This window comes from Staphylococcus sp. HMSC069D12 (assembly GCF_001810405.1).
In the GTDB taxonomy this organism is placed as follows: Bacteria; Bacillota; Bacilli; order Staphylococcales; family Staphylococcaceae; genus Staphylococcus; species Staphylococcus haemolyticus.
Window position 1 is genome coordinate 60,960 of sequence record NZ_KV801089.1, and the last position, 17,551, is coordinate 78,510.

18 protein-coding genes are annotated in these 17,551 nt (G+C 30.6%); 14 read left to right on the plus strand and 4 right to left on the minus strand.

What is annotated here, in order from left to right:
• Positions 1 to 2 precede the first annotated feature (2 nt).
• Positions 3 to 536 carry an acyl-CoA thioesterase gene (locus HMPREF2737_RS00970; RefSeq protein ID WP_037551131.1) on the plus strand — a complete coding sequence of 178 codons (534 nt, stop codon included), beginning with the start codon at positions 3 to 5 and terminating at the stop codon, positions 534 to 536.
• A 132-nt stretch (positions 537 to 668) separates the two neighbouring features.
• Here HMPREF2737_RS00970 and yfkAB read toward each other — a convergent pair whose 3' ends face one another.
• Positions 669 to 1,808 carry a radical SAM/CxCxxxxC motif protein YfkAB gene (gene yfkAB / locus HMPREF2737_RS00975; protein ID WP_176744049.1) on the minus strand — a complete coding sequence of 380 codons (1,140 nt, stop codon included), beginning with the start codon at positions 1,806 to 1,808 and terminating at the stop codon, positions 669 to 671.
• Between the two features lie 153 nt (positions 1,809 to 1,961).
• Between yfkAB and HMPREF2737_RS11400 the strand changes: the two genes are divergently transcribed.
• The 7 genes from HMPREF2737_RS11400 (at position 1,962) to HMPREF2737_RS01005 (ending at position 7,477) form a co-directional block, all read left to right on the plus strand.
• Positions 1,962 to 2,123 (plus strand): SE1561 family protein, encoded by a 162-nt coding sequence (locus tag HMPREF2737_RS11400; protein WP_011275386.1) that lies wholly within the window; start codon positions 1,962 to 1,964, stop codon positions 2,121 to 2,123.
• A gap of 89 nt (positions 2,124 to 2,212) precedes the next feature.
• Positions 2,213 to 2,731, plus strand: coding sequence for a type 1 glutamine amidotransferase domain-containing protein (locus tag HMPREF2737_RS00980; RefSeq protein ID WP_037551127.1), 519 nt, complete (start codon positions 2,213 to 2,215; stop codon positions 2,729 to 2,731).
• A 289-nt stretch (positions 2,732 to 3,020) separates the two neighbouring features.
• Positions 3,021 to 3,833: a monofunctional peptidoglycan glycosyltransferase SgtB gene (gene sgtB, locus HMPREF2737_RS00985; protein ID WP_037551125.1), complete on the plus strand. Its 813-nt coding sequence runs from the start codon at positions 3,021 to 3,023 to the stop codon at positions 3,831 to 3,833.
• Between the two features lie 206 nt (positions 3,834 to 4,039).
• Entirely contained in the window at positions 4,040 to 4,843 is an 804-nt protein-coding gene (gene recX / locus HMPREF2737_RS00990; protein WP_037551123.1) for a recombination regulator RecX, read from the plus strand.
• The gene (locus tag HMPREF2737_RS00995) at positions 4,836 to 5,150 is read left to right on the plus strand and encodes a YfhH family protein (RefSeq protein WP_037551122.1); all 315 of its coding nucleotides are present in this window, start codon (positions 4,836 to 4,838) and stop codon (positions 5,148 to 5,150) included. Before recX ends, HMPREF2737_RS00995 begins: the two co-directional genes overlap by 8 nt.
• A 15-nt stretch (positions 5,151 to 5,165) precedes the next feature.
• A complete protein-coding gene (locus HMPREF2737_RS01000; RefSeq protein ID WP_037551121.1) occupies positions 5,166 to 6,677 on the plus strand; it encodes an ATP-binding cassette domain-containing protein in 1,512 nt (503 codons plus the stop codon).
• An 8-nt stretch (positions 6,678 to 6,685) separates the two neighbouring features.
• Positions 6,686 to 7,477, plus strand: a complete 792-nt coding sequence (locus tag HMPREF2737_RS01005) for a hypothetical protein (protein ID WP_037551120.1) — start codon at positions 6,686 to 6,688, stop codon at positions 7,475 to 7,477.
• A 56-nt stretch (positions 7,478 to 7,533) separates the two neighbouring features.
• On the opposite strand, the gene HMPREF2737_RS01010 is transcribed toward HMPREF2737_RS01005, so the two are convergent.
• Entirely contained in the window at positions 7,534 to 8,511 is a 978-nt protein-coding gene (locus HMPREF2737_RS01010) for a metal-dependent hydrolase (protein WP_037551119.1), read from the minus strand.
• 143 nt (positions 8,512 to 8,654) lie between these two features.
• On the opposite strand from HMPREF2737_RS01010, the gene mutY reads away from it, so the two are divergent.
• The 3 genes from mutY (at position 8,655) to HMPREF2737_RS01025 (ending at position 12,267) form a co-directional block, all read left to right on the plus strand.
• Positions 8,655 to 9,701 (plus strand): A/G-specific adenine glycosylase, encoded by a 1,047-nt coding sequence (mutY, locus tag HMPREF2737_RS01015; RefSeq protein ID WP_037551116.1) that lies wholly within the window; start codon positions 8,655 to 8,657, stop codon positions 9,699 to 9,701.
• A gap of 122 nt (positions 9,702 to 9,823) precedes the next feature.
• A complete protein-coding gene (locus HMPREF2737_RS01020; protein WP_011275396.1) occupies positions 9,824 to 10,366 on the plus strand; it encodes a nucleoside tri-diphosphate phosphatase in 543 nt (180 codons plus the stop codon).
• A 164-nt stretch (positions 10,367 to 10,530) separates the two neighbouring features.
• Positions 10,531 to 12,267, plus strand: a complete 1,737-nt coding sequence (locus tag HMPREF2737_RS01025; protein ID WP_037551114.1) for an ABC transporter ATP-binding protein — start codon at positions 10,531 to 10,533, stop codon at positions 12,265 to 12,267.
• 184 nt (positions 12,268 to 12,451) lie between these two features.
• On the opposite strand, the gene HMPREF2737_RS01030 is transcribed toward HMPREF2737_RS01025, so the two are convergent.
• On the minus strand, positions 12,452 to 13,546 hold the full coding sequence (locus HMPREF2737_RS01030; protein ID WP_011275398.1) for an FUSC family protein: 1,095 nt from the start codon (positions 13,544 to 13,546) through the stop codon (positions 12,452 to 12,454).
• A gap of 154 nt (positions 13,547 to 13,700) precedes the next feature.
• Complete coding sequence (locus HMPREF2737_RS01035) at positions 13,701 to 14,990, minus strand: glutamate-1-semialdehyde 2,1-aminomutase (RefSeq protein WP_037551111.1); 1,290 nt, start codon at positions 14,988 to 14,990, stop codon at positions 13,701 to 13,703.
• A gap of 81 nt (positions 14,991 to 15,071) precedes the next feature.
• Between HMPREF2737_RS01035 and bcp the strand changes: the two genes are divergently transcribed.
• From bcp to perR, 3 genes are all read left to right on the plus strand, one after another.
• Entirely contained in the window at positions 15,072 to 15,527 is a 456-nt protein-coding gene (bcp, locus tag HMPREF2737_RS01040) for a thioredoxin-dependent thiol peroxidase (RefSeq protein WP_037551109.1), read from the plus strand.
• A 5-nt stretch (positions 15,528 to 15,532) separates the two neighbouring features.
• A complete protein-coding gene (locus HMPREF2737_RS01045; protein ID WP_037551107.1) occupies positions 15,533 to 16,483 on the plus strand; it encodes an NAD(P)-dependent oxidoreductase in 951 nt (316 codons plus the stop codon).
• Positions 16,484 to 16,576: 93 nt separating this feature from the next.
• Positions 16,577 to 17,029: a peroxide-responsive transcriptional repressor PerR gene (gene perR, locus HMPREF2737_RS01050; RefSeq protein ID WP_011275403.1), complete on the plus strand. Its 453-nt coding sequence runs from the start codon at positions 16,577 to 16,579 to the stop codon at positions 17,027 to 17,029.
• The last annotated feature ends 522 nt before the right edge of the window (positions 17,030 to 17,551 follow it).

The window sequence follows — 17,551 nt, forward strand, 5'->3', positions numbered from 1 at the left end:
GCATGTCAAATTCTCAAGGTATTCGTAAATCAATGTCTGAATCAAAAAGTTATAAAGCTAAACAAGTATTTCCTCAAGACACCAATCATCACCATACAATGTTTGGTGGTTCATTGATGGCTAACATAGATGAAATTGCAGCCATTACAGCAATGAAACATGCTAATGCCCAAGTAGTCACAGCATCAACTGATTCTGTAGATTTTTTAAGACCAATCAAAACAGGAGATATTACTTCTTATGAAGCGATGGTTAGTTATGCAGGTACAAGTTCAATGGAAGTTTGTGTTCAAATAATTATTGAGGATGTATTAAATAAAGAAAAACATTTAGCAGCCTTAAGTTTCTTAACTTTTGTTGCATTAGATGATAATGGTCAGCCAGTCCAAGTACCAGATGTCTATCCAGAATCAAAAGTTGAAAAATGGTTCTATGAAAGTGCGCCTAAGCGTGTACAACGTAGAAAAGATAGAAGAGAAGAAAGTAAAAATACTATTGAATTTTTATCAAATGCACAACATATTGAAGAATTATAAATCACGGACAAGTTAAACGTTGTAACTAGTATATTATAATTCTCATAAAACAGAACTAAGCACCACATAAAATTATTCTAAAACTCACTTTATGTGGTGCTTATTTTATAGATATATGTGAATTATTGATGCTTAACTAAAAATATTTTCTGTGTGCATTTCTATTTCTTTCTGTTTGAAATCAGTGTTTGGATAATACATGTTTTTCACTAATACATTAGGGCCTAAACAATGAAATGCCTCACAATGACAATTTAAAGATTTTGCTAAATCTGAAGTGAGCCATTTATTAAATACATCAGTCAATTTGTCTGTTTTTATATTTGAGATGGTACCATTTTCATCTCCAAAGTCTGTTACAATGACATCTCCACTAAACACATTTACATTTAAGCGACTTCGTCCATCAGGATCATTTCGTGTTGTCACATTTTTTGCATCTCTTAAGCGTTGTAATAGTGCTTGATCATTTTCGTCATTAATACATGGATAGATAGGTAACGTACCAAATAGCATCCATACATTCTCATCTCGAATATCTAATAAATGATGAATTGCTTGTTTCATTTCTTTTAGAGAAAGAACATTTAATTGACTTGCGAAATCTGCTGGGTACATAGGATGAACTTCATGACGACTGCATTTCATATCATTAACGATTTCTTTATGAATTTTATCTAAGTAAGGTAAAGTACTCTGATTTAACATCGTTTCAGCTGAAACAAACATACCTTGACTTGATAGGGTACTCGCATTATCTAACATCTGTTCATATAATTTTAATTTTGCTTTTAAAGGTGGTTGTTTTTTCATGGCCCCAAAGCCAACATCAGTAAATTCTTGTATAGTCCCCCAATTATGTGAAATGTGCATAACATCTATGTATTCCGCGATATCTAAATAACGATCTTGAGGCAACGTTAAATTAGAATTCATTTGAACATAAATACCTCGATCTTTCGCGTATTTTAATAAGGGTTTAACGATATTTTTAATTGATTTCTTTGAGAACATTGGTTCTCCACCCGTGATTGACATTGTTCTTAATTGAGGTATTTCATCTAAACGACGATAAATAATATCCATAGGTAATGCATCGGGATCTTTTGTTTGTAATGTATAACCAACTGCACAATGGCTACATCTCATATTACATAGCGTTGTGGTTGTAAATTCTACATTACTCAACGTCAACTGTCCGTAATCTTCAATATCGTTATAAGCTTCCCAAGGATCATTTGAAATTGAAATGGTTTTTTTCTGATTTGTCATCCACATATTTATTACTCCTAAACTAAAAAAATTCCTCTATTCGTTGCAAAAGTACATTAAACATTATTAAGATTATATCCCTTTTTGTCAAATTCTGTTAGGATAAAATTAACGTATTGTTAAATAAAATCATATAAAAAAGGAGAAACATTTATGAATGAACAACAAACAATGGAACAAATTAAAACGAGATTATCAAAATTCTTAGAAGATATTGATCATGTTAATCCTGATGAAGTAAGTGTTGAAGACATTGATGAATGGATTGGGTTACTAGATCAATTAGAAGAAAAAGTAAAACAAGTGTCTAACTAAATAATAACCGGATAAGTTCAACTATGTTTAATAACCTTCTATTTCGTCTATATAATAAATATAATTCGAACAAGAAAGGTGATTAGTACATGACTAAAAAAGTAGCAATTATCTTATCAAATGAATTTGAAGATATTGAATTAACTAGCCCTAAAGAAGCAATTGAAGAAGCTGGTTTTGAAACAGAAATCATTGGTGATACTGCAAATGCTGAAGTAGTAGGTAAGCATGGTGAAAAAGTTACTGTAGACGTAAGTATTGCTGATGCTAAACCAGAAGATTATGATGGACTTCTAATACCAGGTGGATTCTCACCAGACCATCTTCGCGGAGATGCAGAAGGTCGATATGGTACGTTTGCTAAATACTTCACTAAAAATGATGTTCCAGCATTTGCAATTTGCCACGGACCTCAAATTTTAATTGATACTGAAGATTTAAATGGACGTACGCTAACAGCTGTACTTAATGTACGTAAAGATTTATCAAATGCTGGTGCAAACGTAGTAGATGAATCAGTTGTAGTTGATAAAAATATCGTAACTAGTCGTACACCAGATGACTTAGACGATTTTAACAGAGAAATTGTTAAACAACTTCAAGCATAAATCTTGTTGATGTAAAGCTTGAATATTATTCGATATAATCTTATACGTCAATTTTACAAATTCACAGTATTTAATGAACTGAGAAGAGACTTTAATATGTTCCTTCTCGGTTCTTTTTTTATTCAAAAATTTAGTTATAGTAATTTAATGACTTAACTTCAGATATTGGTCTCATAGTCATATATTCTCATACACCTTGGGACCGATTTTTCGCTTTAAGTATGGCTTATTATAAGAACTACTGTTAAACTCTCAAATATAGAGTGAGTTTAAGTAAAGGAGCTACCGCATGAAAAGAAGCCAAAGAATGAACAACTCGCCTGAGAGACATTCACAATACCGTAATGAACCACATTACAATACGTATTATCAACCTGTAGGTAAACCACCTAAAAAGAAAAAGAGTAAACGCATATTTTTACGTCTGTTTATTATATTTATCATCATATTTGCATTGTTTATCGGATTAATGTATTACTTATCTTCTAGAGCAAATGTTGATGACCTTAAAACTATTGAAAATAAAAGTAGTTATGTATCTGCAGACAATATGCCTGATTATGTAAAAGGTGCATTTATTTCAATGGAAGATGAACGTTTTTATAAACACCACGGTTTTGATGTAAAAGGTACAACACGAGCATTGTTTTCAACGATAGGGGATAGAGATGTTCAAGGTGGAAGTACAATTACGCAACAAACTGTGAAAAATTATTATTATGATAATGAACGTTCTTTCACTAGAAAATTAAAAGAATTGTTTGTAGCACATAAAGTAGAACAACAATATAGTAAAAATGAAATATTGAGCTTCTATTTAAATAATATTTATTACGGTAGCGATCAATATACAATCGAAAGTGCCGCCAATTACTATTTTGGTACGACAGTAAATAAAAATAGTGATAGTATGTCTCAAATTACAGTATTACAAAGTGCGATATTAGCTAGTAAGGTCAATGCACCTAGTGTTTATGATATAAGTAATATGTCTGTTAACTTTAAAAATAGAATTAAAACAAACCTTGAAAAAATGAAACAACAAGAATATATATCTGATAGCCAATATCAAGAGGCATTAAGTCATCTAAATAACTATTGAATTGTTTTGCTTGCGTATATATAAAATTCGTAATTATAATTTAGTCTTCATAAAGTAGTCATAATTTAAATGAACTTTATGAGGACTTTTTATATAGGTAAAACATTTTGTGTAATGCGATAAGTGATATAAAATAATGTTTGTTAGAATATTTTAAACTGAATGAGTTAATAGAGAACATATATAGAAGTTAAGGTGGTGGGTATATGACTAAAATTACGAAAATAGAAGTACAAAAGAATAACAAAGAGCGATTTAATTTATTCTTGGATGAAGTATTTGAAATGGGAATAGATATCGATACACTTGTAAAGTTTAATTTAAAAAAAGGTCAAATTCTTGAGCCATCAGATATGGAGAATATTCAAAAGTATGAGCATTATCGTTTAGGTATTAATATGGCAATTCAATACTTATCATATAAAAAGAGAACTGAAAAAGAAGTGCGACAACATTTGCAACAAAATGAAATAAGTGACATAGCGATCCAACAAGTTATAGATTATTGTTACAAAGAATCGTATATTAACCATGAAGATTATGCTGAAAGCTTAAAGAATACCATGATAAACACTACTGACAAAGGTCCTGAAATTTATAGACAGAAATTATATCAAGTTGGAATTGAACCTAATATTATAAATACATATGTTCCGATTTACGAAGAAGAGCAATCATTTGAAGCGGTAATTGAAGTTGCCAAAAAAGTTATGAAAACTAAAAAAGGCCCTGAAATTAAAATACGTCAAAAGGTACTTCAAAGTCTGATTCAAAAAGGATATTCTATGGATGTTGCACAACAGGCAATAGCTGAATTAAATTTTGAACAAGATGAAAATATATTAGATGATTTATTGCAAAAAGATCTTGAAAAAGTATATACAAAACAAAGGCGTAAGTATGACGGACAACAATTAGTAATGAAGACGATAGAGTCACTTATGAGAAAAGGATATAAATATGATAAAATTAAATCAAAATTAGAAGAAAGTGGTATTTCAGATGAATGATAAAAAGCTAAGTGAAATGTCTGAGCAAGAATTAAGATATGAAATACAAACATATAAAGAAAAAATGCGTAAAGCTGAAATGAATGGCATCATGAATGAGTACGATGTATATCAAAGTAAAGTTATCATTGCTGAAAGTTACTTAGTCGATTGTACTAAGGTAGTGCTCGGTAGAATGTATAAACTTAATGATGGAAGCGACCAATACTTCAAAGTCGAACGATTAAAAGGTGTATTTGCATGGGGATATAGAATTAATAGTAAGACCCCTGAAGAAGGATTGCCACTCGCTTCATTAAAAATTTAGAAGGATGTAACATGAATGGGAAGTTCAATAGTCTTAAAAATGCTCAATGTCACGCATTATTATAGAAGTAAGAAAAATAGAAAGTGGTATTTACCATTTGGTTATGCCGCAGAAGACATAGAATTAAACAATATTTCACTACATATATATCAAGGTGAGGCTTTAGCTATTATTGGTGAGCCAGGGGCTTCTAAAACTTTATTAGGTAGGATAATGGCTAGTGACATTAAACCTGATAGAGGTAAAATTAATAAATCGGTCTCTACTTATTATGGTGATATAAAAGACAAACATTTAATACATATAACAGTGCGACAATATGTAAAAGAAATTCAAAGATTATTTTCTTACGAAACAACATCGCACAGTGTTGATCAAATTATCAAATTTGCACATTTAGATGATAAGTCTACGTTTAATATAAATATGCTTAGTCACTCTGATTTTGCACAATTAATCTTAAGCATTGCACGTGTATGTCGAAAAGAATTGATTATTTTAAACCATATCATTGAACATCTTGATGAAGACTTTTTAGAGAAAGCAAAACAATTGTCGAAAGACTATGTTAACGATAATAATTCGTTAGTATTCATCGATAATGATCTTGGAAAAGTTGAAAAAGTAAGTAATTATGTAGCATGGATTTCACATGGGCAAGTGAGGATGGAAGGTTCACTAAATCAAGTTTTACCTGTGTTTAAAGAACATGAGCAAGATCGAATGGGTATAGGAAATGATGAAGAACAGCAAAATTTTGATTTAGATTGGAAAGAAAGTCGTAGTCGACTCCCTGAAATGAGCTATAACTTTAAAAGAGTAGAAAGATATAGACATGCGAAAGTTCCTGATTTTGTCGTGAGGTTTTGGACAATTTTGATTGCAAGCTTGATTTGTTTGGCCATCGTTGGAGCATTAGTCATTAACAACATTGGGCGCTTTGATGTTCCTATAATTGAAGCTCAAAAGAAAGTTGAAAATAAAGACTCATTTGAGGAAAAATTGGCATATGGAATCGTATTAGACGACTCGATAACGTTAAATGGTGATTCTAATACAAAAGTTCCTAAATACGCACTTTTAACATTAACAGGTGAAAATTCAAAAAAATATCGTGTTAATATCGATAATCAAGATTATGTTGTAGAAAAACATAAACTACAATATTTTAACCCAGCAGCTTTATATGAGTCGCATTCATTTAAAAAATTATCTCCATATATGAAATCAAATTATAGTAATTTTGTAGATTATTATAATAGCCATTTACATAAAAAACATGATCGAGTTAAAAGATCACTTGTTCCCGATAAGGATTCTAGATATGTTGTAGGAGTAACGCAACAACCAGTTGAAATGTTGTTTAATGATCAAGATAAATTAACAGGATTTGTTTTTCCAATAATTAATAAAGATGAACTTAAAGATAAATATCATATTAATCAAGATTTATGGATTGTTAAGTCAGGTGATGGATATTTAATCGCAGATATGAAAAATAGTAAGTGGATATACATTGAATTGTAGGTGTAAAAATGATAGATAACATTTTATTATATATAAAACTTTTCCCATCACTAATAAAGTTTACTAAGCATCGTATAATAGATACTTGGAAATGGTTTGCAATTCTCTTAATTGTTGAACTTGTCTTAGTATTAATAGCACTAATTATACTGTCGTTTATTGAGATTGAAGATCTTAGTAAAGCTAGGTGGCTATATAGAATTTTTGCTATGATTACATTTGCTACAATGTTTGCGACAATTTTTAAATCTTTTAAAGAGTATAGTCAAGATTATTTAATAACTAAGTCGTTCCAATCAACACCTTTGATAATTACAGTTGCGAACACACTTATCGGAAGTTCTATTTGTTGTATATTATCAATTATTACTTTATTGTTTAAACCAGTGAATTTCGATGCATCTTTCATTGCATTTATTGTATTTTATATAATGATGATTCTATTTATAATATTCATATCTGTTACTTTAGGATTGTTAGATATTATATATAAAAATATGACTATGATATTCTGGTTAGCTGTAGTTATAAACTTTTTTATAGTACCTATTATTTTTATTCCTTCTGCAAATGAGAATTTAATGATTCAATTGTTAAAGTTAAATCCTCTGTTTTATTTAATTGATGGATTAGCGACTTCTACGATTTATGGCGTAGTGAATATGTATAATATTTCATATCATATCTATTTCATTTTAATAATAGTAACGATTGGAGCAATTAATTTTATGCTTATGAGATATGTAGCACATTCAAAATATAAATACTCCTCTAATATAATTGCGACAAAAAATAAATAAAAGAGTGAATCAGAATCATAGTGTCGTTTATGGTTCTGGTTCACTCTTTTTAAAATTTAATTAGAATATAATTTTTTTTGTAATTTTTCTTCAGTGAAAACCCATCCTATATATGAGTGATCTATATTGTTATCATTATCGACATGTGCTATTGCTGCAAAACTATAGTGCCCTTTATTTAAATAGCGTAAATCTATTAGACGAACTTCTGTAGTGTCGTCATCCAGCTTACGAGTTTGCCATCGATAAATTGATGAGAAGTTTAGAAATGTTCTAATGTCTTTATTACTTTTAATCTGCCAGAGTAGAGTATCTGGAGAAAATTTCTGTCGTTTAACTTTATCACTAAAGACAACATATCGACCAAATGCTCTTCCAACATAATCATGTTCTTCTGTTTGAATAGCAACGCGCCATTCCATGAATTTCATCGTAGGTGCCACAAATATTTTAACAGGATTATGTTGTGCTTTTATCTGGCTTAATGCTTGCTTTTTAATGATACTCTGCATTTTGAAACGAATAATATAATAAATGATGAATATACCAATAATTGGAAAGAATACTATGAATGGATGTACACCGAATAACCAAACGACAATCCCTACACAAAGTATAATAAATATGATTGGATCGAATGTATTAATAACACTTAATTGAATCCACTTGTTTGTGAGTGGACGCAAAGCTTGAGTACCATAAGAATTAAATATATCAACAAACACATGTAAAAATACTGCTAACTGTGCCCATAACCATATATGCGTTGTATCTACTCCTTGGAATAAAACATAAATAATAAATGTGATCAGTATAGGCCACAAAATTGTAAATGGTATAGAATGAGTGATACCACGATGGTGTGAAATATATGTGGCGTTATTTTTCAATTTTAAAACGGTGTCACCATCTGGAATTAACGATCCGGCAATTAAGGTTGTAGCAGTAGCTGCCATAGTATTTGCCATAGCTGGATCTTGACTAGCTAGAGCAGTTAATCCAACACCTATTGCTATATGCGTGGCTGTATCCATAACGTTCACTCTTTTCATGTTAATTTAATATATATTATAATCTAAAAATTGAAATAACGAAATTAAGAAACTTATTAAAATAATATTAGTTTGCTATAAACTGATTAGATGAAATAAATAATTAGATTGGAAAGGATGTAAGTATGTTAAATGAATCTACATTTAAAAAGAATTTAATACAGTGGTTTAATGAAAATCAAAGAGAAATGCCGTGGCGTGAGACTTCTAATCCATATTATATTTGGTTGAGTGAGGTTATGCTTCAACAAACACAAGTTAAAACCGTTATTGACTACTATCATAAGTTTATTAGCCGTTTTCCAACCATAGAAGACTTAAGTCAGGCAAATGAAGATGAAGTGCTTAAATATTGGGAAGGTTTAGGTTATTATAGCCGTGCACGTAACTTTCATACTGCTGTAAAAGAAGTGGCATCTGAATACAATGGCGTCGTTCCTTCAACACCAGATCAATTTGGAAAACTTAAAGGCGTTGGTCCATATACACAAGCAGCTGTATTGAGTATAGCATTTAATAAACCTTTAGCAACCGTTGATGGTAATGTCTTTCGAGTATGGTCTAGATTAAATAATGATCAAAGAGATATTAAATTGCAATCAACACGAAAGGCATATGAAAAAGAATTACAGCCCTATGTTTATCATCATTCTGGTACTTTCAATCAAGCAATGATGGAATTAGGCGCATTAGTTTGCACACCTAAGAATCCGTTGTGCTTATTCTGTCCTGTTCAAGACAATTGCAGTGCTTTCAAAGAAGGGACTGTGTTAAATTTACCAGTAAAAACTAAAAACATAAAGAAGAAAACGATTCAGCAACATGTATTTTTAGTTAGAAATGCAAAAGGGGAATATTTAATTGAGCAACGACAAGAGCGATTGTTAAATGGTATGTGGCAATTTCCTATGTTTGAAGCACCAAATGCATTGGAACAATTAGAGAATAAATTAGGAACGTCACTATCGATAGCTGAGGAAATAGTATTTAAACTTAAACATCAATTCACTCATATGACTTGGGATATTAAAGTATATAGTGTAATTGAGACAGTATCTCTTTCTAAAAAAATGATGGAAGACTATAAACTTGAGTGGATGAATTTAAATCGCCGTGATGAATATACATTACCTGTATCAATGGATAAAATATATAAATATATAAATGGTTGAAAACATAAATTTATAGTTGATTTTTGGAGGCTATATTAAAAATAGTAACGCATCTTTAAAGACTTAATTAAAATTATGATATAATCTAAAGTGCGAAAATTACTAAAAGGGTGGTGTGGAGTATGGTAAAAGAATCCATACCTAAAGAAGGCGAAAATATAAAAATTCAAAGTTACAAACACGATGGTAATATTCATCGAGTATGGTCTGAAACGACGATTTTAAAAGGAACAGATCATGTTATTATCGGTGGAAATGATCATACTTTAGTTACTGAAAGTGATGGTCGCACGTGGATTACTCGAGAACCGGCAATCGTTTATTTTCACTCAGAATTCTGGTTTAACGTTATTTGTATGTTTAGAGAAGATGGCATTTATTACTATTGTAATCTTTCATCACCATTCGTTTGTGATGAAGAAGCTTTGAAATATATTGATTATGATTTAGACATTAAAGTTTATCCTAATGGTAAATATCATCTGCTAGATGAAGATGAGTATGAACAACACATGAATCAGATGAATTATCCACACGATATCGATGTTATTTTACGCCGTAATGTAGATATTTTACAGCAGTGGATAGAACAAAAGAAAGGTCCGTTCGCCCCTGATTTTATAAAAGTTTGGAAAGAGCGTTACAAAAAAATTCGAAATTACTAAGCATAAAAGATGTAATTGCTACATATATGTTTTATAGTACTTGAGTAATAATAAGCAGAGGTTGAATTTACTTTAAAGTTGCAAAAGGAGATGCTTGCAATTGAAAGTTTCAACCTCTATTAATTTTCTAAAAAATTGAATTGAAAATTATAGGGGGGACTAGTATGATACGACGCTATTTAGAATTTGTTAAACCTTACAAATATCGTATAATAGCGACGATAATTATCGGGATTATAAAATTCGGCATTCCTATGTTAATTCCTTTACTTATCAAATATGCAATTGATGGCGTTATTAATAATAGTGCACTTTCTACGAATGAAAAATTTCAACATTTAAGTGTAGCTATCGGCATAGCTTTATTTATATTCTTAATTGTGAGACCACCAATCGAATACTTACGTCAATATCTTGCACAATGGACGAGTAACAAGATTTTATATGATATTCGAAAACAATTATATAATCATTTGCAAGCTTTAAGTGCTAGATTTTATGCGAACAATCAGGTAGGGCAAGTTATTTCAAGAGTGATAAATGATGTAGAACAAACTAAAGATTTTATTTTAACCGGTTTAATGAACATATGGTTAGATTGTATAACAATTGTCATTGCACTATCCATCATGTTTTTCCTAGATGTTAAGTTAGCTTTCGCAGCTATATTCATCTTTCCATTCTATATTTTGACAGTGTATTTCTTCTTCGGTCGTTTAAGAAAATTGACTCGTAAACGTTCGCAAGCTTTAGCTGAAGTACAGGGATTTTTACATGAACGTGTACAAGGTATGTCTGTCATTAAAAGTTTTGCGATAGAAGATAATGAAGCTAAAAACTTTGATCATAAAAACCAACATTTTTTAAATCGAGCATTTCAACATACGTCATGGAATGCCTACTCATTTGCAGCAATTAATACTGTGACAGATTTAGGACCAATTATCGTTATTGGCTTCGGTGCCTATTTAGCCATTAATGGTTCAATCACTGTTGGTACACTTGCTGCATTTGTAGGATACTTGGAACAATTATTCGGACCACTGAGAAGATTGGTTTCTTCTTTTACGACACTAACTCAAAGTTTTGCATCAATGGATAGGGTATTCCAATTGATGGATGAAGATTACGATATAAAAAATGGTATTGGCGCTCAACCTATTGAAATTAAACAAGGGCATATTGAGTTGAAGAATGTAAGTTTTAAATACAATGAAGATGAATCGACTATACTAAAAGGTATAAATCTTAATATTAATAAAGGTGAAACAGTAGCTTTTGTAGGTATGAGTGGTGGTGGTAAGTCAACCTTAATTAACTTGATACCTCGCTTCTATGATGTATCTGAAGGTGAAATAATAATAGATGATCATAATGTTAAAGACTTTCTTACTGGTAGTTTAAGAAATCAAATTGGTCTAGTCCAACAAGATAATATTCTTTTCTCAGATACAGTGAGAGAAAATATCTTACTAGGTCGCCCAGATGCTACTGAGGAAGAAGTTATTGAAGCAGCTAAAATGGCAAATGCGCATGAATTTATAATGAATCTTCATGATGGCTATGATACTGAAGTAGGGGAGCGAGGCGTTAAATTATCTGGTGGTCAAAAACAACGTCTTTCAATTGCAAGAATCTTTTTAAATAATCCACCAATTTTAATTTTAGATGAAGCCACATCAGCATTAGATTTAGAAAGTGAAGCAATTATACAGGAAGCATTAGATGTATTAAGTAAAGACAGAACTACACTCATTGTTGCACATAGACTATCAACAATTACACATGCAGATAAAATAATTGTAATGCAAAATGGTGAAATAGTAGAAACAGGAACGCACAAAGAGTTGATTGAAAAACAAGGTGCTTATGAGCATTTATATAGCATACAAAATTTATAGTAAAAAATGAGCCTGTGGCATAATTCAATGCCTCAGGCTTCAAATATATATGCAGTAGTTGACTGGTTAAAATGCACTTGTAACAATCTATTTTAATTCTAGTCAACCTTGTCGGAGTGGTCGGGGGTCAACAAAGAGAATTTCATAAAGAAAATTTTACAAGCTTCGTAACCCCATTTTCTTGTTATAAATCAAAATCCTCATCAGCAATATCTATATCAGTGTCATTGCGGTGATAAGTGAAGAAACTTAATCTTAATCGATCTAAATGTTCTAAATAATAACGATATTCTTCTATTGTAGCAATAATTTGCATGATATTTGAATATGAATATTCTACTTGATAAGGGTTTTGAATTAACTGTTGTTGAAAAGCATCCATTAGGTCTTTCTTTTGAGGATTCATGATTTGATTATCAAAATGTTCCACATTGTAACGAGCTTTTTTCGACAAGCTTTTTAAAATTTGTTCGTGGTAGGCTGTTAATGAATCTAATTCTAATTTTATCTGGAAAATTAAATTGTAATTTAGATTGTGAAGATCATTCTGATATCTAGCCATACGATTTAGTACTTCATAAGCTTGTCTTGTAGTGCCTACAACTTCTTTAAATAAAATTTTCTTTCTATTTTGTTGGAAGGCAGCCTTTCTAGTTAATGCTTTTTCTTCATTATAGTAATTAAAAATCTGTTCAAGTTTTGATATACGTGATTCTATTTGTTCTCCATCTTCTTTTATCTGATGATAGTCAGATGCGTCATTTAATACGAGTTTAAACCAAATGAAAATGTCAGAAGCAATATTCACTGAGTTGTGATATATCTTAGTTTCAAATTTGGGTGGTAAAAATATTAAGTTAACTACAGAAGCGCTGACAACACCAATCATTACTAGTATAAATCTAAATGCTGCAGTGACATAGAATGACCCAGTATGTTGTCCCATTATAATAAGCGCTGTTACGCCAGCTAATGTAGCAACGTGAGCTAAATTTAATTTATATAATATAGCAATTAATAAAATGACAGTAACACCCATAATAACGATATTTTTTCCAAATATTGTTACCATTATGACTGCTAATAAAGCACCAATGACATTACCTGTAGCTTGTTCTGAAATAGTTTTAATAGAACGGTAGATATTAGGTTGCATAGCAACAATCGCACTAATTCCTGCTACAGATTTTAAACCGACATTATCAGGTAAGAAAGACGCTATAAACAAAGCAAGAATAATTGCAATACCAGTCTTTAGTATACGAGCTCCTAGCCTCAACTATAACGCTCCTTTAAATATATTTTTATAATAATATTTTAAACTAGTATACACTTGAAGACTGAATAGATACAAGTTTTTGTTTTGATTAATAAAAACCTACAATAAAGGCAACGTTATAATTCACGCTCCTTTATTGTAGGTTAAAAATTTGCTATTTCATTTGACTAAACGCATAATCAGCAGCTTTAAGTGTCTCATCAATGTCTTCTTCAGTATGCTCTGTAGTTAAGAACCATGCTTCAAATTTTGATGGAGCTAAATTAATACCTTGGTTCAACATTAATTTAAAGAACTTAGCAAATGCTTCTCCATCTGAATTCTCAACTTGCTCATAATGTGTGATTTTTTCATCTGTGAAGTAAAGTGTTAAAGAGCCATATACTCTATTAATAGTTGCTGTAATATTATATTTATCAATTAGCTCTAATAGACCATCTTCAAGTCGTTTTCCTAATTGATCTAATCTTTCATAAACACCTTTTTGTTCTAGTACTTCTAGTAATGCGATACCTGCTCTCATAGAAAGTGGATTACCTGCCATCGTTCCAGCTTGGTAAGCCGGACCTAATGGGGCAACGTGTTCCATGATATCTTGTCGACCACCATAGCCACCAATTGGAAGTCCACCCCCAATTATTTTTCCGAATGCAGTTAAGTCTGGATATACATTTAATAGATCTTGGGCTGCACCATAGTGGAAGCGGAATGCAGTAATAACTTCATCATAAATCACCAATGCACCATAATCGTGAGTAATTTCATTAACTTTTTCCAAGAAACCTGGTTGTGGTTCAACCATACCAAAATTACCAACAATTGGCTCAACTAGCACAGCAGCTACTTCGTTTCCCCAATGTTTCATAGCTTCTTTATATGATTCAATATCATTAAACGGTACTGTAATTACTTCTTTAGCGACACTTTCTGGAACACCTGCAGAGTCAGGAGATCCTAATTGTGATGGACCACTACCAGCAGCTACTAATACTAAATCAGAATGACCGTGATAGGAACCTGCAAATTTAATAATTTTATTTCTCTTTGTATAAGCTCTAGCAACACGAATCGTTGTCATAACTGCTTCAGTTCCAGAGTTTACGAATCTTATTTTTTCAAGTGACGGAATAGCTTCTCGTAATTTTTTACTAAATTCAATTTCTAATTCTGTTGGCGTGCCATAAAGTACACCTTTAGCTGCTTGATCTTGAATAGCTTTAGTTATATGAGGATGAGCATGACCTGTGATAATAGGACCATATGCTTGTAAATAATCAATAAATTTATTGCCATCAACATCATACAAGTATGCGCCGTGTCCTTCGCGCATTACAACAGGAGCACCTCCACCAACCGCTTTATAAGAGCGTGATGGTGAATTAACGCCACCCAAAATATATTCATTTGACAATTGTTGTAGACGTTCACTCTCAGTGAATTTCATCTTATTTCAACCTCTCTTAGTTTAATATTCTTCCTTACTATCGTATCATATAATTAATATAATTAAGAAATAGGTGATATGATGCTCAAAAAAGGTCAAAAATTTCCAGAATTTAAATTAGAAAATCAGAATGGTGAATGGATTACTAATGAGACAATAAAAGGAAGTAAAACAATTATTTATTTTTATCCACGTGATAATACTCCAACTTGTACAACAGAAGCATGTGACTTTAGAGACAACTTAGAACAATTTAATGACTTGAATGTTCAAATATATGGAGTCAGTGGTGATACTAAGAAAAAACATCAAAATTTTATTGCAAAACATAATCTTAATTTTGATTTATTAGTTGATGAGGATTTTCAATTATCTAAAGCAATAGGTGTCTATCAATTGAAAAAATCATTTGGTAAAGAATCAATGGGTATTGTTCGCACAACATTTATTATTGATGAGGATGGCGTTATCATCGATGTCATTGAAAAGGTTAAAGTAAAAACACAAATTGAAGAACTAAATCAAATTTTGGGGTGAAATCAATGAAAATAGTTAGTTTAAAGCGATTAGGAGAAATAGAAGCTTCACTTATAAACAACTACCCGGATTTAGAATTTTACTTTTTCAAGAATGCAATAGATATACCGACAGAACTTAAAAATGAATTAGAGATATTGATTGGCTATGATAGTGGCGTTGATAAGAACTTTATTAATGCTTGTCCAAACTTAAAATGGATCTCCTGGTATGCTACTGGTGTTAATAATCTACCATTAGAAGTTATTAAAGAAAAAAATATTATTTTAACTAATACTAGGGGAATACAGGCTAAACAAGTTTCAGAATTTGTTTTATCCTTCATACTTGATGACTATAAGAAAATGCGCACATCATATGTTAATCAAGTAAATAAAGTGTATGATTCTAAACTAACTGGTAAACGATTGAGCGATGAAAAAGTATTAATACTAGGAACAGGATCGTTAGCTCAACAAACCGTCAAATTACTCAAACCGTTTGAATTGGAAATAATCGGTATAAGTAAATCCGGTCATCATAAAGATGGTTTCGATAATATTTATACAATAGAAGATTTAGAATCACATTTAAATAAAGCTGATATTATTATTAATACATTACCTGAAACTCAAGAAACATATCATTTATTGTCAGAGAGACATTTCAAAATTATGAATGAAAAATGTTTATTTATTAATGTAGGTAGAGGAACAATTGTTGAGGAAAAAATACTCATTAAAGTTTTAAGCCATAACTTAATTCGCCATGCATATTTAGATGTATTTGAAAATGAACCATTAGATGAAAATAATGAATTATATAAATTAGATAATGTGACGATTACAGCACATATAACAGGAAATGACAAAAATATAAAAAGTGATGCTACAAAACTATTTGAGAGGAATTTGGATGATTTTCTCAATAAAAATGATGTAATTGAGAATAGAGTCGATTTATATAAAGGTTATTAACGGAAATCGTTCGTACTTATTGACATCACACTTTGGAAACAGTTATATTAATATCAAGTAATAATTATTATTAAGTAGAAAGTGGTGAATCATATGAGTGCAGAATTAGAGTCTATTGATCATGAGTTAGAAGAGTCAATTGCAGCCCTAAGAAGAGCTGGTGTAAGAATTACACCACAACGTCAAGCCATCATTCGTTATCTCATTGCATCTCATTCACATCCAACTGCGGATGAAATTTATCAAGCACTTTCACCTGATTTTCCAAATATTAGTGTTGCGACTATATATAATAATTTAAGAGTGTTTAAAAGTATTGGCATAGTTAAAGAGTTAACATATGGAGATGCATCAAGTCGATTTGATTTTAATACTCATAATCATTATCACGTTATCTGTGAGAAATGTGGCAAGATTGTAGACTTTCATTATCCTCAACTTGATGAAGTTGAACAACTCGCACAGCACATCACAGAGTTCGACGTAACACATCACCGTATGGAAATATATGGTATTTGTAAAGAATGCAAAGATAAAGAAGAATAGAAGTAATAGAAGCAATGGTACTAAACCATTGCTTTTTTTATTAAACTAGCTATAAATGAAAAATAGACACACCTTAAATGATTTATTAATCACGAAAATCATATACACTAGTAATTATAATAAATCCATCAACAAAATAATGCTAAAAATTGTGTAAATTATACTCTTAATTCAAAACAATACATTAGAGGTGAAAATTTAGCCATTATTATGTTACAAAAATGATTGACGTTCCTTTGCAAACTTGCTATTATGTAAGAGTCGTCAAAAACGAATGTAAACTTTCTTGTTTCAGAAATTAATTTCATTAAATTAATGTTAAGAAAGTGTAATTTTGACCATTGAAAAACTTTGAAAGACAATATAAGATATTATTTGTTGAAATAATCAATTAAGTTTTGAACAGAAGAATTTTTCAATAAAATAAAATTTAAAAAATTCTTGACATGATACAAAGATTATTGATATAATTAATAAATGTAATTGCTTTAAATGAACATTGAAAACTGAATGACAATATGT